The following is a 22,527-nucleotide window of genomic DNA, read 5'->3' as shown; positions in this document are numbered from 1 at the left end:
TTTGTCTCCCTCTCCGATAGCGGCAATATAGAGGGAGCAGACATCATACCTGATGACCCAAATCAAGTTTTATTTCTCTGTTTTTCGCGCGGATTCGATCACCAAGAGTTGAAAATGGAGCGGAAATAAACATACAAATCCGCTCACTCAACTTGCAGTAAATATCAGCACTCCCTTGGGATCGATACCGAAACGCACCGCTGTCGTCCTGGCGGGTGTGCGCTGCATTGTCCTGACACGCAGATCGGCCGACAGTCCGGGCACGGCTATGCCAAGCTGCTCGATCTCCCCCAGGAAGACACGGCTCGATATTTCGCCGGCAATTCCTTCTTTCGCCGCACCGTCCTCGATGATCGAAATCGCATTTGGGCGAACATAGGCAATGGCGGCGAGACCGTCAGGCAGATCGGACGCGTCGCCCAGAAGCCCGAGCGGCGTTTCGACGCGACCCTGTCTTACCCGGCCTTCGATCTTGTTGAAGGCGCAGAAAAAATCGGCGGCATAACGGGTTTTGGGATGATCGTGGATTTCGTAACCCGTGCCGCTCTGCACGATGCGCCCGCGCTGCATCAGAACCACACGGTCGCCTGCGGAAAGCGCCTCTTCCGGATCATGCGTCACCATGATCGCCGTCGTGCCCAGTTGCCGCAACAGGCCGAGCGTTTCCTCGCGCACGCTGTCGCGCAATCCCCTGTCCAGATTGGAAAAGGGTTCGTCCATCAGAAGCAGGCCGGGCTGCGGGGCAAGCGCGCGGGCGAGCGCCACACGCTGTTGCTCGCCGCCCGAAAGCGTATGCGGATAACGTTTCGCCAGTTCCTGCAGGTGAACATGTTCGATCATCTCTGCGGCGCGGCGGCGGGCTTCCACCTTCGGCAAAGACCGAAGACCGAACATCACATTCTGCTCGACGGTCAGATGCGGAAACAGCGCATAATCCTGAAAGACAAAACCGATATTGCGCTTTTCCGGCTCGACGAAAACAGCGGGGCCGGCAACGGCAGCGCCGTTCAGGGAAACGCTGCCATGGTCCGGCGTCTCCACGCCCGCCACGATGCGCAGCAAGGTCGATTTTCCACAGCCGGAGCGTCCCACCAGACAAATGATTTCGCCGCGTTCGACGGAAAGATCGATATCGGACAGCACTTCCGTATCGCCGAATCTCTTCCCGACCGATTTCAGTTCAAGCGCTGCCCTGCCTGCCATTTCCAATCCTGCCCTGCTTTGCGAATTATGTTGATCGCTCAAATCAGGATTAAAGTCAAAAAAGCCGGGCAAAATGCTTTTCCCTTCACGAGTTGGCGAGATGTGCGGCAGCAATATTGACGTTTACGTTAGAGTTAAATAGGCTTTGCCGACGAGATGGACGTCAAGGGATTACGCGTCTATCATTCGTCACCGGGGAGCGAGAGGAGCGGTCGATCCGGTGACGCCACAGGGAGTTCCCTCAACCCGGCCGATTGAGCCGGCTGAATGCGGGAGCTTCGTGAACATCAGGCAGCCGAAAGCGCCCTTCACGCGTTTCAAGGAATGCGCGGCGCGACAAAGACTCTGGGAGGAGAAGCATGAGTGAACTGTCCTTGGGACACCCGGAAAATGTCAGCGCAGAGAAGCGCTGGCTGGCATCCTATCCGCCGGGCGTACCTTCCGAAATCCCCGCATCCGCCCATGCCTCCCTTGTCGAACTTCTCGAAAAGAGCTGTGCGCAATTTGCCGACCGCAAGGCCTTTTCCAGCATGGGAAAGTCCCTGACCTATCGGGAACTGGACGCTGAAACCCGCGCGGTCGCTGCCTGGCTGCAATCCAGAGGGCTGGAAAAAGGCGACCGGGTTGCCGTGATGATGCCGAATATCCTGCAAAATCCCGTCGCGGTATACGGGATCCTGCGGGCGGGGATGATCGTGGTCAATGTCAATCCGCTCTACACACCGCGCGAGCTGGAACATCAGCTCAAGGATTCCGGCGCAAAGGCGATCTTTGTTCTGGAAAACTTCGCCCATGTGGCCCAGCAGGCGGTGCCGAAAACCGCGGTTCGGCATGTGGTCGTCGCGGCGATGGGCGATCTCCTCGGCCTGAAGGGACATATCGTCAATCTGGTGGTTCGCAAGGTCAAGAAACTGGTGCCCGCCTACACCATTCCCGGTTCCATTAGCTTCAAGGCGATGCTGAAGGAAGGTCAGGGATTTTCGCTGAAGCCGGTCAGCCTTACGGCGCAGGACATCGCCTTCCTGCAATATACCGGCGGCACAACGGGTGTATCCAAGGGTGCGGTTCTCACCCATGCCAATCTTCTGGCCAACAAGCTTCAGATCAGCCTGTGGCTGGACGCCGCCTTCAACGGCCGAAAGGACCGTCCGGAAGTTCTCAACTTCATCTGCGCGCTGCCGCTCTGCCACATCTTCGCATTGACGGTGAATTCGCTGATGGGCATTGCGCTCGGCGGTCATAATCTGCTGATCGCCAATCCACGCGATATTCCCGGCTTCGTGAAGGAGCTGACGCATTATCAGCCGCATATTTTCCCCGGCATCAACACGCTTTTCAACGCGCTGATGAACAATGAGGATTTTCGCAAGCTCGATCTGTCGTCGCTTATTCTGGTTCTCGGCGGCGGCATGGCCGTGCAAAGGCCCGTTGCGGAGCGCTGGCTTTCCATTGTCGGTTGCCCGATTGCCGAAGGTTACGGTCTTTCCGAGACATCGCCCGTTGCAACGGTCAATCGTCTCGATTCGACGGAATTCAGCGGCACCATCGGTCTGCCGATTTCCTCGACGGAAATCGATATTCGCGACGAGGACGGCAACAGCCTGCCGACAGGCGAAGTCGGCGAGATCTGCATTCGCGGGCCGCAGGTCATGGCCGGCTATTGGCAGCGGCCGGATGAAACCGCAAAAGCCATGACCGCCGACGGCTTCTTCCGTTCCGGCGACATGGGTTTCATGGACGAGCGCGGTTACACCAAGATCGTCGACCGCAAGAAGGACATGATCCTCGTTTCCGGTTTCAACGTCTATCCGAACGAAGTAGAGGAAGTGGCCGCCAGCCATCCGGGCGTGCTGGAATGCGCCGCCATCGGTGTTCCGGACGAACATTCCGGCGAAACCGTCAAACTTTTCGTGGTCAAAAAGGACCAGTCGCTCACGGAAGCGGAGCTCAAGGCCTTCTGCGCCAAGAACCTGACGAACTACAAAAGGCCGAAAATCATCGAGTTCCGCACCGAGTTGCCGAAATCGAATGTCGGTAAAATCTTGCGGCGCGAATTGCGCAATCTGAACTGATTGTCTCGCGCAATGGGGAGAGCCGGGCGACCGGCTCTTTCTTTCATCCCGGCCCTTTTCTTTTATCAAAGTCGCCTTGATTTGGCCGCCTGAAAAAGAATAGTTTCCTCATCCTTCCACGGAAGCCGAGGAGCACAAGATGCAGGCCACCATCGAAAAACTGAAAGCAACGGCGAGCAGCACAGCCGCAACCGATCTTCGCGCCGCCTTTGCGGCCGACGACAAGAGATTCAGCCGTTTCAGCGCCAAATTCGATGACCTGCTGATGGACTATTCCAAATGCGCCGTGAACGAAGAGATCGTCACGCTTCTCGAACAGCTCGCACGCGAAGGCGGTGTCGAGGCCAAGCGCGAGGAGATGTTCTCGGGCAAGGCGATCAACTTCACCGAAGACCGCGCCGTGCTGCATACCGCGCTGCGCAATCGCTCCAATACGCCGGTTCTCGTGGACGGCAAGAACGTGATGCCCGATGTGAACGCCGTTCTGGCGGCCATGGGCAAGTTTGCCGATGCCATCCGCTCCGGCGCTCTCAAGGGCGCGACTGGCAAGAAGATCACCGACGTCATCAATATCGGCATTGGCGGTTCCGATCTCGGCCCTGTCATGGCGACACTGGCGCTCGCGCCTTTCCATGACGGCCCGCGCGCGCATTTCGTCTCGAACATCGATGCCGCCCATATCGCCGACACGCTGAAGCTCGTCGACCCGGAAACCTCGCTGTTCATCGTCGCGTCGAAGACCTTCACCACCATCGAAACCATGACGAATGCCGCCACCGCGCGCCGCTTCATCGCCGAGAAACTGGGTGAGGCAGCTGTCAAGCATCACTTCGCCGCCGTTTCCACCGCACTGGAAAAGGTTGCCGCCTTCGGTATCGAAAGCGACCGCATCTTCGGTTTCTGGGACTGGGTGGGCGGACGTTATTCGATCTGGTCGGCCATCGGCCTGCCGCTGATGATCGCCATCGGGCCAGATAATTTCGGCAAGTTCCTGGATGGCGCGCATGCCATGGACAGGCATTTCCGCGAAGCGCCGATCCGCGAAAATCTGCCGATGCTGCTCGGCCTCATCGGTTTTTATAACCGCAACGTGCTGAATTATCCGACCCGGGCGATCCTGCCCTATGACCAGCGGCTCTCGCGTTTCCCGGCCTATTTGCAGCAGCTCGACATGGAATCGAACGGCAAGGGTGTGACCATCGACGGCACGCCCGTCGAAGGCCAGTCCGGCCCGGTCGTCTGGGGCGAGCCCGGCACCAACGGCCAGCACGCCTTCTACCAGCTCATCCACCAGGGCACGAGCGTCATTCCGGCGGAATTCATGATCGCCGCCAACGGTTTCGAGCCCGAACTGCGCCACCAACACCAGCTTCTCATCGCCAATTGCCTGGCGCAATCGGAAGCGCTGATGAAGGGCCGCACGCTCGCCGAAGCGAAAGCCCAGCTCACCTCCAAGGGCATGGAAGACAAACTCGCCGATTTCATCGCGCCGCATCGCGTCTTCACCGGCAACCGCCCCTCCATCACCTTCGTCTACGACAAGCTGACGCCGTTCGCGCTCGGTCGCCTGATCGCGCTCTACGAGCACCGCGTTTTCGTCGAAGGCGTGCTGTTCCGCATCAACTCCTTCGACCAGTGGGGCGTGGAGCTTGGCAAGGAACTGGCGACCGGCCTGCTTCCCGTCGTTGAAGGCAAGGAAAGTGCAGCCGGCCATGACAGCTCGACGCAGGGGCTGGTGAAAGCGCTGGCGGGACTGGCGGGCTGAGGGACGTTACGACCGCGATCTAAAAAGCCGGAGACACCTCCGGCTTTTTTAATGTGGCGGCTCAAATATAAAGCGCCGCCATCTTGCGCCACGCGCCCGCCCGGTGGGCGCGGCCATCCCAGACATGCATTCGATGCCCCACCTGTTTTTCCGACAGAACACGGCTGAGGTGATGGTTGTTGTCCAGAAACGGGTCGGCATCGCCGATGGTGAAAACCATGTCGATGCGGCGCAGGCTATCGAGTCGCCATGGGCAGGCGAGGCCCGGCAGGAAATGGCTCGGCATGTGGAAATAGACATCGTCATCGTAATAGCCGTCGAACAGATCGCCGAAGGATTCCACCTTCATCGTCAGGTCATAACGGCCGGAAAAGGCGACGAGCTTGCGAAAAAGATGCGGGTGGCGAAAGACGAGGCTGGCGGCCTGAAACGCACCCAGGCTGCAACCCTGCACGATCGTATCGCTATTCGGGTTTTTCTCGGCCATCAACGGCAGCACTTCGTTCAGAATATAGTCTTCGAAGGCGGCGTGCCGGCGAATGCGATCGGCGGGATGATGCCCGGCCGCGTAGAAGGTCTCTCTGGCCAGCCCCTCTATGCAATAGAGCTGAAGGTGGCCCGCCTCCAGCTTATCGGCCAGACTGCCGACAAGACCCAGTTCCTCATATTCGAAGAAACGCCCGTCGCGGGTGGGAAACATCAGCACCTTGGCGCCGGAATGTCCGAATATTAGCAGCTCCATGTCGCGATGGAGCCTTTGACTATACCAACGGAGATATTCGCGTTTCATGGCACCTTGAAAAACCGTCTGACCTTGTCCTTATGGACCGCATCTTGCGATGCGCTGTCAGGGTAATCGAAATGCCCGGCGTCGAGGATGAATATTTCATTAAATTTTGATTTTGGCAGCGCATTGGCCACCGCGAACTGGCAGGGCGGCGCGACCGCCGGGTCGAAAAGCGCGGGTGCGACCAGCATCGGCACTTTTATGCGGGTGGCGGCACAGGCGGCATCGAACAGGCGCAGCGTCTCAAGCAGGTTTGCGTGGGTCTTCTGATAGGTTTGAACCGCATCCGCGCTGCCGACGGTCGGCAGCGTCAGCCAGAACGGCCGGTGTCCGAATGTCGGCACGACAAGATGACCACGGTCTATGCGCTCGTCGAAAGGGATGGCCAGGGCACCGATGCCGCCGCCGAAACTGATGCCGCTATAACCCACCTGCCCTTCCAGCCACGGATAAAGGCTGATGAGCGTGGAAACGGCAACCCACAGATCGTCGACGCAACCGCCGATGATGTAATCGTCTTTCCTGTCGATGTTATAGAGAACATGGAGCGCCGGGTCGGACGAGATCGGCGGACAGGCGCTCAGCGAAAGCCCGCGAAAACAGGGAAACAACACGGCCGTTTCTTCCACCGGCACGTCCAAATCGGGTTCCCCTCGCCCGCCATAACCATGGCCGACTACGAGGCCGCGACGCACCTGCCCTTCGCGCGGCAAAAGCAGCCACCCGCCAATGCGAAAACCGCCGGTGGAGGTGTAGGTTATTTCGAGGACATGCCAGCGGGGGTCACTGAGCCTGCTTTTGCGCAGCACCGGCCGGGGATCCGTGGCGAGCGCGCGGCGATAGCGCTTTTTCCAGAAATCATCGAAGCCCGGCGGCGCTTCGGGTGGTGTAATGGCCAGCAGCTGCTCGCGCTGCATGCCATAGGTCGGGTCGAAATCGAAAGGATGGGACTTGGGAACGCTCATGCGATGCTTGTTTCGCGAAAAAACAGCAGACACAAGCTTCATAATATCGAAATAACGGTTTTTTACGGTTCTAAAGCCGGGAAGAGTGTTGAACCACCTTTTCAAAATGGTTCAACCGCGCTCATCACAGACCGATTTCGTGCGCAAAGGGCGGGTTCGCGCCCGCCCGCGAAACGGTGACAGCGGCCGCTTTCGCGCCCAGCGCCAAAGCCTTCCTGATCTGGTCTTCCGTCAGCGAGGCAACCTGCGCCTTGGTCAGAAGGCCCTGCATTTTCAGCGAGGCGAGAATACCGGCATCGAAGGTATCACCCGCGCCGACAGTGTCGACCACTTCCACCCGCTCGGAGGCCACTTCAACCTTGAGATTGGCGCTATACCCCACCGCGCCCTTGGCGCCACGGGTAACGACGACGAGTTTCGCACCATGGTGCAGCCAGTGGCGGGCAAGCGTGTCCTCATCGCCTTCCAGCCCGAACCAGGCAAGGTCTTCATCCGAGAATTTCACGATATCCGACATGGCCGCCATGCGACGGATGCGGGCCATGTGGGACTGCTTGTCCTTGATGAAGCCAGGGCGAATATTCGGATCAAGCGAGATGACACGGCTTTTGTGCTCGCGCGTCATCAGGGCCTCATAGGTGCTGCCGCAGGGCTCCGGGATGAGGCTGATCGCGCCGAAATGCAGCGCCTCGCAATCGGCGCCCAGTGCCGGCAGCTCCGCCTCGGTAATCATCCGGCCGGCGGTGTTTTCGTCGTAGAAGGCATAGGTCGCATGGCCATCCACCAGCTTCACGAAGGCGATGGTGGTCGGCCGCGAAAGGGTGGCGCAATAGCTGAAGTCGACATTGCTGGCGCGCAGGGTTTCCCGCAGGATATCGCCCATCATGTCATCGGAAAGACCCGTGAAGAAGGCGGAGGGAACGCCGAGACGCCCCAACGCAATCGCCGTGTTGAAGACCGCTCCGCCTGCATAGGGGGCAAAACCCGCTTCACCCAGCGTCGTCTGCCGGGGCAGCATGTCGATCAGGGCTTCACCACAACACAGGATCATTACGGTCCTCCTCAAAACAGCAAATCAAATGGACTTAAATCGATTTAGACGAAGATCGATCGGAAGGCCAGCCGCAAAACCGGGCTGGCCGCATCCGAAATTAAGATTGCGGCAATTCGCTGACACCGCCGCGTTTTGCCGACCATGGCAGCGGGTTATCGAGGAAGGCTTCGACCTCCGAGAGAGTCTTTTCGTCGAACAGTTTTTCAGCCCGGGCAACCGCCAGAACATCGCGCCAGGTGGTCAGGTAATGCAGCTTGACATTGCCATTGGCGAAGCGCGCTTCGGCCTCTTCGAAGATGCCGTAGTAGAACAGCGCGATGCCGTGATCGACAATGCCGCCCGCCGCACGGATGGCGTCGATGAAGGTGAACATCGAGCCGCCGGCCGTCGTCAGATCCTCGATGACGAGAACACGTGCACCTTCCGGCATATGGCCTTCGATCTGGGCGTTGCGGCCATGGCCTTTCGGCTTCTTGCGGCAATAGATCATCGGCAGGCCGAGACGTTCGGCAAGGAAAGCAGCAAAGGGAATGCCCGCCGTTTCACCGCCCGCCACACAGTCGAACTTCTCGAAACCGGCCTCGCGCATCACCGCCGCCGCCGCAAAATCCATCGCCGCCGAGCGGATGCGCGGGAAGGAGATGAGCTTGCGCATGTCGATGTAAACCGGGCTCTTCATGCCCGAAGCGAAGGTGTAGGGGCTTTCGGAATTGAAGTGGACCGCCTTGATTTCCCACAACATCTTCGCAACCAGTTCCGCAACGACGGCGCGGTCAGTGAATGTGAAATGGTTCATAGGCGTTCTCCTTTTTCGGCCTTGGTTTATCGCTCCGAAAACCCGGATCGGTTTTCGGAAAGCACAACGTCTCGGTTCAGCATTGCAGGCATCCGCAGGCGGCATCGAAAGGCAAATGCCTGGGGACCATAACAAAACCGCCGGCAGTGCCGGCGGTTACTAAAAAATCAACTCACATCCCAATGGAGCGGGAACATCGGATCGAACACGGTCACCGGCCCGGCACCCGTCTCGATTTTTTCAGGAAAGGCCACCGCTTCCTCGCGCTTGACCAGCGTGATGGTTTCCTCGTTCGGCGCAAGACCATACCAGGCCGGGCCGTTGAGCGAAGCGAAGGCTTCCAGCCTGTCGAGGGCGTTCTCATCCTCAAAGACATGGGCAAGACAGCTCATGGTGTTGATGGAGGTATAGATGCCGGCGCAGCCGCAGGCGCATTCCTTCAGCGGATCCACATGCGGGGCGGAATCCGTGCCGAGGAAGAAGCGGGCATCGCCCGAAGTCGCGGCAGCCCGCAGCGCCAGCCGGTGCTCCTCGCGCTTGGCGACGGGCAGGCAATAATAATGCGGCTTGATACCGCCAACGAGAATGGCGTTACGGTTGATGATGAGATGGTGGGTGGTGATGGAACCGGCGATGTTGGCCTTGGACGACTTGATATAGTCCACGCCGTCGCGGGTGGTGATGTGCTCCATCGTCACCTTGAGCTCCGGCAGGCGCTGGCGCAGAGGCTCCAGAACCGTATCGATGAACACCTTCTCGCGGTCGAAAATATCGACTTCCGGCGTCGTTACCTCACCATGCACGCAAAGCGGCAGGCCGATCTTCGCCATGCGTTCCAGAACCGGCATGGCCTTGTTGAAATCGCGCACACCGCCATGGGAATTGGTGGTCGCACCCGCCGGGTAGAGCTTTACGGCGGTGATGAGGCCGCTTTTTTTGCCCTCTTCCACATCGTCGGCCTGCGTGTCCTCGGTCAGATAGAGGGTCATCAGCGGCTCGAAACGGTCACCCGCCGGAATTGCCTTGACGATGCGTTCGCGGTAGGCGCGGGCATCGGCCGTGGTGACGACCGGCGGCACCAGGTTCGGCATGATGATGGCGCGGGCGAAATGGCGGCTCGTATCCCCGATCACCCCTTCCAGCATTGCCCCATCACGCAGGTGCAGGTGCCAGTCATCAGGGCGGCGCAGGGTGAGCGACTTCATCGGGATACCTCGGAGCATGACGGAATTGGCGCCCGCTTAGCATCTTTTGCCGCGGGAAAACAGCCGCCAAAGTTCATCGGGCGGCTGTAAATGTCATTTTTTTAAAGCATGCCTCAGATGTTGCCCGCTTCCGGCCCCCAGACATCGGTCATGGCGAAACCATCGGCCAGCGGATCAAACGGGTCGAGACCTACCTGATGCAGCCCGAAGGTGAAGCCGCGCCCGGCAATGGTGGGAATAACAGCCGGGCGGCCGGCCACCTCGGTGACGGCGGAAAGGCCGACATCGAATTCCGAACCGATGATCGAGCGGGATTTATACTCGTCTCCCACCTTCACCTTGCCGCGCGCATAGAGCGTGGCGAGATTGGCGGAGTTGCCGGTGCCGCAGGGCGAGCGGTCCGCCCGGCCCGGCCACATGGTGGTGCAGGTGCGGATGGAGCCATCCGCATCCACATCGCGGAACATGACATAGGCGACACCGGAAATGGCCGGGATTTCCGGATGAACAACGGTCATTTCACGGTTGACCAGATCCTTCAGGATCATGCCCGCCGAAACCAGTTTTGCCGCATTGGCCTTTTCGATCGTCAGGCCGATCTGGCGGACATCGACCAGCGCATAAAAGATGCCGCCGTACGAAATATCCATCGTCACCCTGCCCCATTCGGGCGTGTCGATGCTGACATCCAGCTCATGCACGAAGGACGGCACCATGGTCAGCTTGACTTTTTCGCAACGGCCATCGCGGCAGGTGGCCGTGGCCTTGACCAGACCGGCGGCTGTTTCGAGGATGATAACGGTTTCCGGCTCCTGCATTTCCACCATGCCGCTTTCCAGAAGCGCGGTCGTCGCGCAGATGGAATTGGAACCGGAGCTGGCATGCGCCTGATCCGGCTGGAGAATGACGAAAGCGGCATGCGCATCCGGGTGCTTCGGCGGCAGGAGAAGATTGACCGATCCCATCGGCGTGCCGCGCGGCTCCAGCGTCAGGAAGCGGCGAAGCGCCTCACCCCGCGGATCGGTATTCATCCAGTGAAGCTGTTCGGCCACCGTATTGCCGGGAATTTTCGGCGCGCCGCCGGTGACGACACGGCCGATTTCGCCTTCGCAATGAACATCGAGAAGCTGGAGGGTGCGTTTCCAACGCATGGGGGTCTACTCCGGAAGTTAAGCTGCTGACCGGACCATATAGATAAAAATACAAGCTGTATACAAATCTGCGAAGGCGAGATGGTGAAAATCGCTTACGGTTTCACCATCTCGCTTTTGATCTTTGATCTATCGGTTACGGCACTCTGCCCGGTTTCGATTGGCGGCCGCCTCGCAATTCACTCTCGACGACTGAACAGCCTGATCGTCCACCACGGAACCGGCGGTATCGCCCACCGATCCGACGGTATTTTCCACGGAGCGGCCGAGCCGCTCCACCTGCCTGCCGTAATTTTCACGCGTGCGTGGATCGAACACCGCAATCGGCGCGCTGACCACGACGCTCGCCGCTGTTCCGACGGTTTGCGCAGCCCCGATGCTGACGGCACCCAGCGCCTCCCCCAGACCGACATCGGAATCCGTTACCGTCTGCCCGGCGATAAGGCGGTCGCCGATAAGCCGAACAACCTCGGGGCTTTCGGCAAACTTGCCATGATTCAGGCGGTCGCCGGATTGCAGCTTGGTCAAATCCAGAACAGTGATGCCGGCTTTTTCAAGCTCGCTGCGATAGGGCTCGACGGATGGGTCGATCTGGCCGAGACGATCGACATTGCCGGAAATGCGGCGCGACAGGCTAAGAGCGCGATCATCCTGCGAAACGAACAGAGTGAATTTCGGCGGGGTTTTGCCGAGGCTTGCGAATTGCCGGCTGAACACATCCACATCAAGATCCGGCGCGGCGAGAATGACATTGCCGATCTTCGGATCGACGCGGCCATTGCGAATGGCCATCTGGCGCAGCGCCTCCACCGCAAGCCAGGTGCCCATGGAATGGGCCATGACCGTGACCTCACCGATGGACTTGTCCTTGGCGAGTCGCGTCAGCATCTCCTCCAGCGCATCGCGCGAGTAGTTGGTGCTTTCCTTGTCGTAATTATAGTCGAAAATGCTCGCCCGCGACGGCCAGGTGAAGACCACCGGCACGACATCCGTGCCGGAATCATGAACGATCTGGGCGAAACGATAGACGGATTCTTCGTAACGGTTATTGAAACCATGCACGAAGACCAGCACGCGGCGGTCCTTCTGGATATGTTTGCCGATCCAGCTTCGTGTCTCGGCTTCGGAGCGAATGGGCTCCACCGCCACCGTGGTGAAATCCTTCAGCGGGTTCGGCGGCAGTTTCTTCGGCCATTGCACCTGCCCGACCTTGCGGTTGGCATTGGGCGGAATGGAAACCGTCACCGCATCCACCTTCAGACCCGTTCCACGCTCGCCGCCAAAAAGCACGGCGGCGTTTTCCGATGGCGCGCGGGTGGTGGCGACCAGAAGATTGACCGGTGTGGTTCCCGCCACGGTCTGCCCCGTGGGCGTCATGACCCCAATCGGACGCCCCCCGCAGCCGGCGAGCAGGGCGACAATGGCGATCATGGCCACGAAGCGAATGGGCATCACGTTACTCTCCTACAACCCAGAGGCAGCCGGACAGCAGCCGGGGGAGAGGATTTTCTACCGGAGGCGGAACAGACGCGCCAGCAACCACAGCACAGAAGCGGACAATTTCCGCCCCGGTGTGTCCAAACGGACCCAATTGCACGGCTGTCACACCGGCAACGGGGCGCCTTCTAAAATGCAGGCCTATTTCTGCGGCAGCATCGTGCCCCTTTCGCGCAGAGCCGCATGCCAGGAGAGCGCTTCTTCGATGAGATGCGGCGTATGCCCACCCCGCGCTGCCGCCCGCTGGTAATAATCCATCAGCGCATCGCGATAATCAGGATGCACGCAGTTCGCGATGATGACCGCCGCGCGCTCGCGAGGCGCCAGCCCACGCAGATCGGCAAGCCCGATTTCGGTGACGAGAATATCGACATCATGTTCGGTATGATCGACATGGCTGACCATCGGCACGACGCTTGAAATGGCCCCGCCCTTGGCGATCGATTTGGTGACGAAGATGGACATATAGGCGTTGCGGGCGAAATCCCCCGAGCCGCCGATGCCGTTCATCATGTGCGTTCCACCGACATGGGTGGAATTGACGTTTCCATAAATATCGAATTCCAGCGCCGTGTTGATGCCGATAATGCCAAGGCGGCGGATGACTTCCGGGTGGTTGCTGACCTCCTGCGGCCGCAGGATAAGCCTGCTCTTATATTCCGCCAGTCGCGGCATCACCCGCTCGTTCATGGCGGAAGACAGCGTGATCGACGAGCCGGAGGCGAAAGTCAGCTTGCCCGCATCAAACAGTTCGAAAGTCGAATCCTGTAGGACCTCCGAATACATTTTGAGATCGTGAAACGGCGTATCGATGAAACCGTGCATCACGGCATTGGCAATGGTGCCGATGCCAGCCTGGAGCGGCTGGAGTTCATGGGTCATGCGGCCATGACGCACCTCGTTCAACAGAAATTCGGTGAGATGGCCGGCAATGGCCTTCGTCTCGTCATCCGGCGGCAGCACGGTTGAAAAACTGTCGCTCTTGTCACTCAGCACGATGGCGGCGATCTTTTCCGGCGGCACCGGAATGAACGGCAGGCCGACACGGCTATCCGTCGCCACAACCGGAATGGGCATGCGGGTCGGGCGCCTGGCGGGAATGAAGATGTCGTGCAACCCCTCCAGCACCTCGGGCTGCGACAGGTTGATTTCGACGATCACCTTATCGGCCAGAATAGCGAAGCTGCGGAATTGCCGACGGAGGTGGTGGGCACGATGCCGCCTTCCGCCGTGATCGCCACAGCCTCGACAATGGCGATATCGACCCCATGGATCTGGCCGCCGCGCAATTGCTCGACCGTTTCGGAAAGATGCTGATCGATGAACATCACCTTGCCGTCATTGATCGCCCTGCGCAAAGCCGGATCGGACTGGAACGGCATGCGACGCGCCAGCATGCCCGCCTCCACCATGGTCTTGTCAAGATCGTTGCCCAGCGACGCACCGGTCATCAGGGTGATTTTCATGGGGTTCGTTTTGGCGCGCTCGGCCAGCGCCAACGGCACCGCCTTCGCTTCGCCGGCGCGCGTAAAACCGCTCATGCCCACCGTCATGCCGTCCTGAATGAGACTGGCGGCCTCTTCGGCGCTGACGATCCTGTTCAAGAGGGACGCGTTGCGGATACGCTTTTCAAGCATGCAATTCTCCATGATCTGTCATCACGATGGCACGGCATTCGGCTGGCCACCTTTCGGCGACTATGGCGTGCAGTTTCATCGATGAAACTGACATAGATCAAGGGTGCGCACGGAACCATGGTTCCGATGCATCACATCCCGTTCAACAAACCAGAAGTGGCGCATCGGCGCGACAGGCCACGGGGGTCTTCTCGCCACCGCAGCCTTGCAATCGTCAAAAATCTCTCCCTCACCACCGGCAACAGGCGACGAGGCGAAGGTCATCTCCGTGCAATACGGAAACGTCCGGTGTCAGGGGCCTTCGCAGACAGGCGCCTGACCGAGTACGACCTGCCCCGCTTCCGCATCATAGGCACGCAGACCGAATGCGCCGAGGCTTATGACCCGGTAACAGGGATTGCCGCCCGTCCATAGCGGATCGACAACATCGATATCGGTGATGAAACGGTGCGCGCAGGCCTGACCGGAACTGTAGGCGATGCCTTCGGCGGTCGTTCCTGCCATCGGCACATGGATATGGCCAAAAATGATATGACGTATACCGGCCGGATGAGCGACAAGACGGCGCATGACAGCACCGTCATCATGCATGCCGATATGTTCGAAATGGCGGATGCCGCAATCCATCGGCGGGTGATGAATGAACACCGTCACCGGCAGGTCGCCCGCGCTTTCCAGCGCACTCTCCAGCCATGCCAGACGATCCGCACCATACATGCCGCCGATCACATCGGCCTCGTGGCTATCGAGAAACAGCAGTCGGCCGAATTCGGTATCGATGAAGGACTGGATATAGCCGTTATCGTCGCGCGGCTGCTCCGGAAAAGCCGCTACGAATTCCGGGCGGCGGTCGTGATTGCCGAGCATCAACTGCACGGGGATCGAGACGGGCGCGAGGATATCGCGAAGCAGCTCATAGGCTTCCGGCTCGCCGTAATTGCAGAGATCACCCGTCATCACAAGAAGATCGGCGTCGGCATGTTTTTCGACAATATCGGCCACCGCCGCGCGCAGCTGCTTTTCAGGGTCGACGCCGTTTACAGCAATGCCGGGGGGTACGAGATGGGTGTCGGTGATCTGGATGATCTTCATCGTCGGTCTCTCTGCGCAAAATGGCTGCGGGAACGAATTTCCCCGCAGCCTTTTCGATGGTTTTGCTTATTTCAGCAGGGCGTTGGTCTGCTCGACGATCTGCTTGAGACCGGCTTCCGGCGTCACCTCACCGCGCATGACGGTGCCGATGATGTCGCGCTGGGTGCGCCAGATGCGGACGGAATCGCCACCCGGATAACCGGCCCAGGGCAGAGAACGGTCAGCCTGAAGCGAAGCGGTCTTCACATTCGGGTTCTCGACATAATAAGGAGCGAGGAAGTCCGGGCCGGTGGCCAGCTTGTTGGTCGGCAGGTAACCGGTGATGCGAACGATGGTGTTCTGTGCTTCCGGACCGGTGATCCACTTCAGGTACTTCCAGGCGGCGTCCTGCTTGGCCTTTTCCTGGGTCAGAATAACAGCCGAGTTGCCGCCGGTCGGAACGCCGCCCTTTTCCTTGTTGTCGAGCGGGAAGGTCGCGGTCTTCAGCTTGAAGCGGTCGCCGACCAGACCCTGGATCGTCTGAACATGGGCAGGCGTCGAGAAAATGAAACCGGTGAGGCCTGCACCGAACTGCTGGCGCGACTGATCCCAGTCGAGCAGGTTCTGGCCGCCTTCGGTGACGAACTGACGGGTCATCTTCAGGGCGTTGAGGCCGATCTCGTTATCGAAGCCAACGGTCTTGGCCTTCTCGTCAACGAGCTTGCCGCCCTGTTCGACGATGAGCGCCTGCCACAACCAGTCATCCGGCCAGCCGTTAATGTCGTAGCTCATGCCGGCAAACTTAGGGTCGAGAGCCTTGATCTTCTTTGCGAGAGCAATGAGTTCCGCAAAGGTCGTCGGCATCTTGTCCGGGTCGCCGCCAGCCTTGGTGACGAGGTCGGAGTTGATGTAGATGATCGGCGAGGAGGCGTTGACCGGCAGGCCATACTGCTTGCCGTCGATCTGGCCGAGGGCGGCCATCTTCGGGCTGTAGTTCTTGTCGAGGAAGGCCTGACCGCCTTCAGCCTGAATGAACGGGCCGAGATCGGTGATCTGGTTGCGCGGTGCAAGCGTGTGAACGAGTTCCGCCGTCAGGTTGTAACCCGAGAAATAAACATCCGGCAGATTGCCCGTTACGGCGGAGCGCAGAACCTGCTGCTGGCCTTCATTATAACCGGCGGCCGGAGCGAGGAAGTTGATCTTCACGTCCGGGTTCTTCTTCATGAATTCATCGGCCAGCGGCTGATGGAACTTGGTGAAGCCCGGCAGGTTGTAGAGAACGTTGAGCGTGATTTCATTGGCCAGAACCGGCTGAGCGAGGCCTGCAAAAGCCATGCCGAGAGCCAGACCGCCCATCACAGCGCGTCGGTTGAGTTTCATGTCAGTCTCCAGAGAGGTTGGGAGGAAGAAATCTGAACGGCGTCACTTGACGCCGGTCATGGTAATACCGGCGATGAAGTGCCGCCGTGCGAGGAGGAAGCACAGCACCATCGGCGCGGTAATCAGTGTGGCGCCCGCCATAAGGGCACCGTAATTCGCGCCGGATTCGACATCGGCGAAAAGCATCATGCCAAGCGGTGGCGGGGCGAGATTGGTGTCGGAGACCACGATCATCGGCCAATAAAGGTCGTTCCAGTGGGCAACGAGCGAAAAGATCGAGAAAGCGGCGAGCGAAGGCAGAGATCCGCGAAGGACCAGTCCCCAGCAAATCTCCATTTCCGAGAACCCGTCCATGCGGGCAGCCTCGATGATTTCATTCGGATAGCTGCGGAAGGACTGGTTGAACAGGAAGATGGCGAAGACCGAAAGGAAGAACGGCATCATCATCGCGAAATAGGTGTTCAGAAGCTCCGTCTTGGCGAGACCGACAAAGAGCGGAAGGGCGAGCGCCTGAATGGGAACGCAGAGCGCCGCAATGACGAGGCCCAGCAGCAGCTTGCGGCCGGGGAACCGGAGCTTCGCCAGCGCATAGGCAGCCGGAACCGACGTCAGGATCTGCACGACGAGAATGCCGACGCAGACGATGACGCCGTTGAGCATGAAACGCGCCATCGGCACCTGACCCGCCGCCCGGGCATAATTATCCACAGCGTCGAATTTCTGCGGGATCGGCCAAAGCGAGACATCGAAAATCTCTGCCGGTGAGCGGATCGAGGTCAACACCATCCAGTAGAACGGCAGGAGCATCACGAAAGCGCCAAGGGCGAGCACGAGATGTGGGAGATATTTGCGGAGTGCGGCCATCAGTAGTGCACCTTCCGGTCCATGTGCAGCGTCTGGCCGATAGACAGGACCAGCACGATCGCGAGGAAGATAATCGTCAGCGCGGCGGCATAACCGGTGTTCGAATATTCGAAACCTTCGAGATAGAGATCGAACAGCAGGGTTTCCGATCCGAAGCGGCCCTTGGTGAGCACAGCCACCGTCTCGAACACCTTGAAGGCCGAGATGGAGGTGGTGACCACCACGAACATGGTCGTCGGCCCAAGCATCGGCCAAGTCACGGTCAGGAAGCGGTCGATCGGGTTCTTGGCGCCATCCAGCCGCGCCGCCTCGTGCAGATCCTTCGAAATGGCGGTGAGGCCCGCGAGGAACAGCACCATGTTGAAACCCAGGATCTGCCAGACGCCCATCAGCGCCATGGTGGGAATGAGGAGGACGGGATTGGAGAGGAAGGCGACCGGCTCGAAGCCCAGCCATTTGATCGCCGCATTCACCGGACCGAGCGAGGGATGCAGCAGGAACTGCCACACGGTCGCCATGGCAACGAGGGTTGCGGTGACGGGGAGGAAATAAGCCACCTCCCAGAAAGCACGGCTGCGCTTACGGTTATAAACGAGCAAAGCCACGCCGAGCGCCAGAAACACACCGAAGGGAATGACGATGAGCGCATAGATGGCGGTATTGGCCAGAGAGCGCAGGAAGACCGGATCCTGAAACGCCTTGACGAAGTTTCCAAGGCCGACAAAGCGGGTGGAGAGCGAACCGAGCTGGTAATCGGTGACGGAAAAACCGGCCAGAACGAGCATCGGAACGATATAGATTGCCAGAAGCAGCAGGCTTGCGGGGGCCGCGAACATCAGGCCGCGCCAGATCATCCGCCGGTCCGCCCTTGACAGCCGCGGGCGAGCCTTCGCGCGCGCGGCCGTGGAAAAATCGACCGCCGTCATGCCGGCACCCGTTCGCGCACCGTCACCTTGCGACGCAGGCCATCGGCCGCGAAAAGATGCGCGCGTTCCGGCGCAAAGCCGAGATTCATTACGCCATTCATATCCGCGCCCACGGCATCGCCGGCGCCCTGACGCAAGGTGATGGCGACCGTCTCGTCGCTCAGCAGGCGGCAACTCACAAAGCGGTCGGCCCCGTGGGTTTCGCTGCGCACCACGCGCACGGCAAAACCTTCTTCGCCCGGGCGCAAATCTTCGGCGCGAAGGCCAAGCGTGGCCGGGCCGGCATCGCGGCCCACACCCTCGATTCCGAGATCGCGCCCAAAGGCCGTGACTTTACCCTGCGCGTCGATTTCGACCGGCAGCAGGTTGATCGATGGCGTGCCGATGAAACGCGCGACCGTCAGCGTCGCGGGCTTGCGGTAAAGCTCGTCCGGCGTACCAAGCTGCTCGATGCGGCCTTCCGACATCAACGCGATGCGGTCGGACATGGTCATGGCTTCGATCTGGTCGTGGGTGACATAGATGAAGGTCGCCCCCAGCCGACGGTGCAGGCCGGCCAGTTCCTCACGCATATGGGCGCGAAGCTTCGCATCGAGGTTGGAGAGCGGCTCGTCCATCAGGAAGGCGGCGGGCGAACGCACCAGCGCCCGGGCAAGCGCCACGCGCTGGCGCTGGCCGCCGGAAAGCTGCGCCGGCTTGCGATCCAGCAGATGCGCGATCTGTAGCGTCTCGGCTGCCTGTTCGACGGCGGCGTCGATCTGGCTCAGCGTTTCCGCCGGGGCCGCAAACCGTCCGACCAGCGGCAGGCGCGCGGCAAAGGGCAGACGCCGCATCCTGAGCGGTGTGGCAATGTTCTGGCGCACGCTCATATGCGGATAAAGGGCATAGGACTGGAAAACCATCGCCAGATTGCGATCGCTCGGATCAACCTCTGTCACATCCTGATCGCCGATGGAGACCGAACCACGATCCGGTGTTTCCAGCCCCGCAATGATACGCAGAAGCGTGGACTTGCCGCAGCCCGACATGCCGACGAGAGACAAAAACTCTCCTGGACGTATGGAGAGATCGATCTCTTTCAGAACATCGTCAGCCCCGAAGCCTTTGCCGATGCCCGAAAGTTCAAGTGATTGTGGCGTCATTCTGCGCTCCTTTTCTGGAGCGCATATGCTTATATTGTATGACAATATGACGAAGGTTTGCGGAAAGTTCGATGACACTCGAAAGCCCGGTAATCTCGGACTATCGGAAAACCCTTTGGTACAGGCCTCCACCCAAAACCACTAATATTTAGGGGGTATTGCTCAAATATTCCCCGCGCGCATTTATAGACTGAGAACCGGGTCGGCAGTGCCGGTTTAAACGGCGGCGAGAATCACATGCGCCTGAATTTTCGCGGCAACCGCACCACCGCCATGCCGCGCTTCAATGGCTGCGGCGGCGCAATCTGTCGCGGTGTCGAGCCCTCCCGGTGCTCTCGCCTCAATTTCCGTCCGAAGCACGGTTCCCTGACAATAAGCCATGGCCGGAATGCGTGGCGAAGAGGCGCGGCTCTGCGCGGTCACCGTCTCAATCGTCACGCGGGAAAAACCGGCCTCCTCCAGCTCGCGGCGAATGAGTACCGTATCATGATAACCGTGCGGGGTACGGGCCATGAAGCGCGGCGGATCGTCGGGGAACAGGCGCGCCAGGGCGTTCGTCACATCATCCGCGAAGTGATTTTCCTCGATGCGGTCCCATACATTGAATAAATAATGTCCGCCGGGCTTCAATACCCGCTTTGCCTCGCGATAGGCCGACAAGCGGTCATTAAAGAACATCGCGCCGAACTGGCAGAAAACGAGATCGAACACAGCGTTTTCAAAAGGCAGCGTCTGGGCATCCACCTGCTGCCATTTTATGCGGCGATCCGGCGCCTGTTGCGACGCCGCAAAATCGAGCATCGGCTGGTTGAGGTCGGTTACCACATAGTTTGCCGCGGGCAATAATCGGGAAGCCAATTCGCGCGTGACGGCACCGGTGCCTGCGGCGATTTCCAGAATATCAATCGGCATCAAGGCCGCCGCCCGACGCGCCAGATCGGCGGCGAATGGCGCAAAAATCAGCGGCACCATATAGCGGTCGTAATTTTCCGGAATCGAACCCGCAAACACCTTGTCCGCTTCCAACATGGCTTTCACCCCGGGAACAGCTGATGATCGGGTGATTTTAACATATCTTCGGGACGTTCGGAATTCACTCGGTCCTGCGGAGCGTCGAAGCATCCGCCTGAACGGACTTGCCGATATCAGCCATATCGCGCGTAACGGCGATTGTCTCGGGACTTAATTTTATGGGAAGAGAAATGGCGCACCCGAAGAGATTCGAACTCCTGACCCCCAGATTCGTAGTCTGGTGCTCTATCCAGCTGAGCTACGGGTGCGTGCCGTTCCGGTCGTTTCCGGTGGCGTGGCGATCCTCTAAAACGTCCTCATTCCGAATGCAAGCGATTTCGCTTCGAAATTGTCATTTTTCCGCAGCAATTCATTTATCTAATTGATTATATTGGAAATTCCATGCGGATCATTTTCCACGGGCCAGATACCGTGTCCGTTTGGGCGGGGAGAATGATTGCGCGAACCGGCTGCAAAGCAGGTTTTTCAGGCGGTTCTGGCCGCCTGCACGGAAGCGGCGCGGTCGGCGATCTCGATGCGGAACTGCGTGCCGGGACCGGGCTTTTCGACGAGCGCGATCGTGCCTCCATGGGCAAGCACGAGTTCGCGGGCAATGACCAGCCCGAGGCCCGTGCCGCCGGAGCGGGCCGAACCTCTGAAAGCGGAAAACAGGTTCTCCTTGGCCTTGCGCGGCATTCCCGGCCCATTGTCGTCGATGACGATGCTGACGACGCTGCCGGCCCTCTGGGCCGAGATGGAGAGATGCCGAAGCCCGGCATTCGCGGTATCCGATTGCAGGGCCTGAACGGCATTGCGACAGAGATTGTGGATGACCCGGAAAAGCTGCTCGGAATCCGCATCGACCGTGAGGTCGGATGGCACGCTGTCCTGAAACTCGATGCCGCTATCCGGATCGAGCGCCAGAATATCGCGCACATCCCGCACCAGGAGGCTCAACTGCACCATCTTGCGTTTCGGCGCGCCTTCAGTCGCCTGGCCATAGGCCAGAACCTCGCCGGTATAGGCCACGGCGCGGTCGATGGTGCGCAGCAGTTTCGGCGCAAAGCTCCTGACCATCGGATCCTTGGCATCCACCAGACGGTCCGACATGAGCTGCGCGGAAGACAGGATGTTGCGCATGTCGTGATTGATCTTCGAGACCGCGAGACCGAGATCCACGAGGTTCTTCTGCTGGCGCAGGGTTTTCTGCAGTTCGGTCTGCATGTCGGCGAGGTGGCGGCCCGCAACCGCGAGTTCGTCTGCCCCCTGCTCGGGGACGAAAATCCGCTCGGGATTGCCCGGATCCTCCGAGAAGTTCTGCATGCCGAGCGTCAGCCGGCGTATCGGCCGGATCATGATGCGGTTGATGGAAATGAAGATCAGGCCTGCGGTGATCAGCGACAGGACGATGGAAATCAGGAAAACGTTGCGGGCATAGGCAAGCATTGCCGCCCGCAGCTTGTTTTCGCCGAGCACCAGTTCGATGATCGTGTCGCTGTCGCCGACGACATCGAAAACGCGGATGACGCGGTTGCCGCCGAACAGCAGGGTCGAAAAGGCGTCCCGCACCGCCGCCACCTGCGAAACGTCGGAAAGATCATATTGCTCATCGACACCCGGCGGCGTTTCCGCCACGGCGAGCAGGCGTGAGGTGCCGTCCTTGCGCAGCGCGATAAGCTTCGCCCCGGTTGCCATCAGCGTGTCGTTCTGCACGCTTCGCGGCAGTTCGGCCTGCAGGCCGTCGATAACAGCGCCGGCGGCCGCAGCCGTGTTCAGACGGTCGCGCAACCATGAAAGACGCATATTGGCGACGGAAGGCACGAAGATCAGCACTTCGGCGATCATCACGAAGATGACCGTGAGCAGCAGCAGCCGTCCCGAAAGACCGGCGGTCAATCCCGGCATGCAATGCACCGGATCGTCTTGCGTGCGGTCCAAGCTGTCTACGCCTTTAGAAAACACCGGGCCATGATCCTGTATGCGCGCCGCTGCTTGCGTGGA

Annotated in this window: 17 protein-coding genes, 1 tRNA gene and 1 pseudogene; 2 read left to right on the top strand and 17 right to left on the bottom strand. The window is 59.7% G+C overall.

Translation table 11 applies throughout. The annotated features are described in order from the left end of the window. Window positions 1-147: 147 nt before the first annotated feature. Window positions 148-1,203, bottom strand: a complete 1,056-nt coding sequence (locus tag L901_RS18510) for an ABC transporter ATP-binding protein (RefSeq protein ID WP_020810552.1) — start codon at window positions 1,201-1,203, stop codon at window positions 148-150. Window positions 1,204-1,562: 359 nt separating this feature from the next. Here L901_RS18510 and L901_RS18505 point away from each other — a divergent pair, with 359 nt between their 5' ends. Together L901_RS18505 and pgi are read left to right on the top strand one after the other, a co-directional pair. Further along, window positions 1,563-3,275 (top strand): long-chain fatty acid--CoA ligase, encoded by a 1,713-nt coding sequence (locus L901_RS18505; protein ID WP_059759415.1) that lies wholly within the window; start codon window positions 1,563-1,565, stop codon window positions 3,273-3,275. 139 nt (window positions 3,276-3,414) lie between these two features. Next, window positions 3,415-5,040 carry a glucose-6-phosphate isomerase gene (gene pgi / locus L901_RS18500; protein WP_059759412.1) on the top strand — a complete coding sequence of 542 codons (1,626 nt, stop codon included), beginning with the start codon at window positions 3,415-3,417 and terminating at the stop codon, window positions 5,038-5,040. Window positions 5,041-5,101: 61 nt separating this feature from the next. Here pgi and L901_RS18495 read toward each other — a convergent pair whose 3' ends face one another. The 16 genes and pseudogenes from L901_RS18495 to L901_RS18420 form a co-directional block, all read right to left on the bottom strand. Beyond that, entirely contained in the window at window positions 5,102-5,830 is a 729-nt protein-coding gene (locus tag L901_RS18495; RefSeq protein ID WP_059759409.1) for an esterase family protein, read from the bottom strand. After that, a complete protein-coding gene (locus tag L901_RS18490; protein ID WP_059759513.1) occupies window positions 5,827-6,792 on the bottom strand; it encodes an acetylxylan esterase in 966 nt (321 codons plus the stop codon). Before L901_RS18490 ends, L901_RS18495 begins: the two co-directional genes overlap by 4 nt. 124 nt (window positions 6,793-6,916) lie before the next feature. Next, entirely contained in the window at window positions 6,917-7,843 is a 927-nt protein-coding gene (locus L901_RS18485; protein ID WP_035219136.1) for a carbohydrate kinase, read from the bottom strand. A gap of 100 nt (window positions 7,844-7,943) precedes the next feature. Next, window positions 7,944-8,642: an orotate phosphoribosyltransferase gene (locus tag L901_RS18480; RefSeq protein ID WP_003520012.1), complete on the bottom strand. Its 699-nt coding sequence runs from the start codon at window positions 8,640-8,642 to the stop codon at window positions 7,944-7,946. Window positions 8,643-8,809: 167 nt separating this feature from the next. After that, entirely contained in the window at window positions 8,810-9,847 is a 1,038-nt protein-coding gene (pyrC, locus tag L901_RS18475; protein ID WP_059759511.1) for a dihydroorotase, read from the bottom strand. 113 nt (window positions 9,848-9,960) lie between these two features. Next, the gene (locus L901_RS18470; RefSeq protein ID WP_059759406.1) at window positions 9,961-10,998 is read right to left on the bottom strand and encodes a 4-hydroxyproline epimerase; all 1,038 of its coding nucleotides are present in this window, start codon (window positions 10,996-10,998) and stop codon (window positions 9,961-9,963) included. 129 nt (window positions 10,999-11,127) lie between these two features. Then, on the bottom strand, window positions 11,128-12,450 hold the full coding sequence (locus L901_RS18465; protein ID WP_059759403.1) for an alpha/beta hydrolase: 1,323 nt from the start codon (window positions 12,448-12,450) through the stop codon (window positions 11,128-11,130). 186 nt (window positions 12,451-12,636) lie between these two features. Next, window positions 12,637-14,132, bottom strand: a pseudogene (locus L901_RS18460) (acetyl-CoA hydrolase/transferase family protein). A gap of 291 nt (window positions 14,133-14,423) precedes the next feature. After that, window positions 14,424-15,224 carry a phosphodiesterase gene (locus L901_RS18455; RefSeq protein WP_059759400.1) on the bottom strand — a complete coding sequence of 267 codons (801 nt, stop codon included), beginning with the start codon at window positions 15,222-15,224 and terminating at the stop codon, window positions 14,424-14,426. Between the two features lie 66 nt (window positions 15,225-15,290). After that, window positions 15,291-16,583, bottom strand: a complete 1,293-nt coding sequence (locus L901_RS18450; protein ID WP_003503651.1) for an ABC transporter substrate-binding protein — start codon at window positions 16,581-16,583, stop codon at window positions 15,291-15,293. A 42-nt stretch (window positions 16,584-16,625) separates the two neighbouring features. Continuing rightward, window positions 16,626-17,447 (bottom strand): carbohydrate ABC transporter permease, encoded by an 822-nt coding sequence (locus tag L901_RS18445; protein WP_003520023.1) that lies wholly within the window; start codon window positions 17,445-17,447, stop codon window positions 16,626-16,628. Beyond that, window positions 17,447-18,373, bottom strand: coding sequence for a carbohydrate ABC transporter permease (locus L901_RS18440; RefSeq protein WP_059759397.1), 927 nt, complete (start codon window positions 18,371-18,373; stop codon window positions 17,447-17,449). The genes L901_RS18445 and L901_RS18440 overlap by 1 nt, the downstream gene beginning before the upstream one ends. Next, on the bottom strand, window positions 18,370-19,515 hold the full coding sequence (locus tag L901_RS18435; protein ID WP_020811732.1) for an ABC transporter ATP-binding protein: 1,146 nt from the start codon (window positions 19,513-19,515) through the stop codon (window positions 18,370-18,372). Before L901_RS18435 ends, L901_RS18440 begins: the two co-directional genes overlap by 4 nt. Before the next feature lie 216 nt (window positions 19,516-19,731). After that, window positions 19,732-20,544 carry a class I SAM-dependent methyltransferase gene (locus tag L901_RS18430; protein ID WP_059759395.1) on the bottom strand — a complete coding sequence of 271 codons (813 nt, stop codon included), beginning with the start codon at window positions 20,542-20,544 and terminating at the stop codon, window positions 19,732-19,734. Between the two features lie 174 nt (window positions 20,545-20,718). Then, window positions 20,719-20,795, bottom strand: a tRNA-Arg gene (locus tag L901_RS18425). Window positions 20,796-21,012: 217 nt separating this feature from the next. Continuing rightward, complete coding sequence (locus L901_RS18420) at window positions 21,013-22,431, bottom strand: ATP-binding protein (protein WP_035263949.1); 1,419 nt, start codon at window positions 22,429-22,431, stop codon at window positions 21,013-21,015. Window positions 22,432-22,527 lie beyond the last annotated feature (96 nt).

The sequence above is a fragment of the Agrobacterium sp. D14 genome (genome assembly GCF_001526505.1).
GTDB classification, from domain to species: Bacteria; Pseudomonadota; Alphaproteobacteria; order Rhizobiales; family Rhizobiaceae; genus Agrobacterium; species Agrobacterium leguminum.
Note: the sequence above shows the minus strand (reverse complement) of the source record. Positions and strands in the feature narration are given on the sequence as shown.

Bases quoted from the DNA above. Each gene is read 5' to 3' on its own strand.
- L901_RS18485 (WP_035219136.1), bottom strand. From the start codon at position 7,843: ATGATCCTGTGTTGTGGTGAAGCCCTGATCGACATGCTGCCCCGGCAG.
- L901_RS18440 (WP_059759397.1), bottom strand. From the start codon at position 18,373: ATGACGGCGGTCGATTTTTCCACGGCCGCGCGCGCGAAGGCTCGCCCG.
- L901_RS18420 (WP_035263949.1), bottom strand. From the start codon at position 22,431: ATGCCGGGATTGACCGCCGGTCTTTCGGGACGGCTGCTGCTGCTCACG.
- L901_RS18480 (WP_003520012.1), bottom strand. From the start codon at position 8,642: ATGAACCATTTCACATTCACTGACCGCGCCGTCGTTGCGGAACTGGTT.
- L901_RS18490 (WP_059759513.1), bottom strand. From the start codon at position 6,792: ATGAGCGTTCCCAAGTCCCATCCTTTCGATTTCGACCCGACCTATGGC.
- L901_RS18435 (WP_020811732.1), bottom strand. From the start codon at position 19,515: ATGACGCCACAATCACTTGAACTTTCGGGCATCGGCAAAGGCTTCGGG.
- L901_RS18450 (WP_003503651.1), bottom strand. From the start codon at position 16,583: ATGAAACTCAACCGACGCGCTGTGATGGGCGGTCTGGCTCTCGGCATG.
- L901_RS18510 (WP_020810552.1), bottom strand. From the start codon at position 1,203: ATGGCAGGCAGGGCAGCGCTTGAACTGAAATCGGTCGGGAAGAGATTC.
- L901_RS18465 (WP_059759403.1), bottom strand. From the start codon at position 12,450: ATGCCCATTCGCTTCGTGGCCATGATCGCCATTGTCGCCCTGCTCGCC.
- L901_RS18430 (WP_059759395.1), bottom strand. From the start codon at position 20,544: ATGTTGGAAGCGGACAAGGTGTTTGCGGGTTCGATTCCGGAAAATTAC.
- pyrC (WP_059759511.1), bottom strand. From the start codon at position 9,847: ATGAAGTCGCTCACCCTGCGCCGCCCTGATGACTGGCACCTGCACCTG.
- L901_RS18455 (WP_059759400.1), bottom strand. From the start codon at position 15,224: ATGAAGATCATCCAGATCACCGACACCCATCTCGTACCCCCCGGCATT.
- L901_RS18505 (WP_059759415.1), top strand. From the start codon at position 1,563: ATGAGTGAACTGTCCTTGGGACACCCGGAAAATGTCAGCGCAGAGAAG.
- pgi (WP_059759412.1), top strand. From the start codon at position 3,415: ATGCAGGCCACCATCGAAAAACTGAAAGCAACGGCGAGCAGCACAGCC.
- L901_RS18445 (WP_003520023.1), bottom strand. From the start codon at position 17,447: ATGGCCGCACTCCGCAAATATCTCCCACATCTCGTGCTCGCCCTTGGC.
- L901_RS18470 (WP_059759406.1), bottom strand. From the start codon at position 10,998: ATGCGTTGGAAACGCACCCTCCAGCTTCTCGATGTTCATTGCGAAGGC.
- L901_RS18495 (WP_059759409.1), bottom strand. From the start codon at position 5,830: ATGAAACGCGAATATCTCCGTTGGTATAGTCAAAGGCTCCATCGCGAC.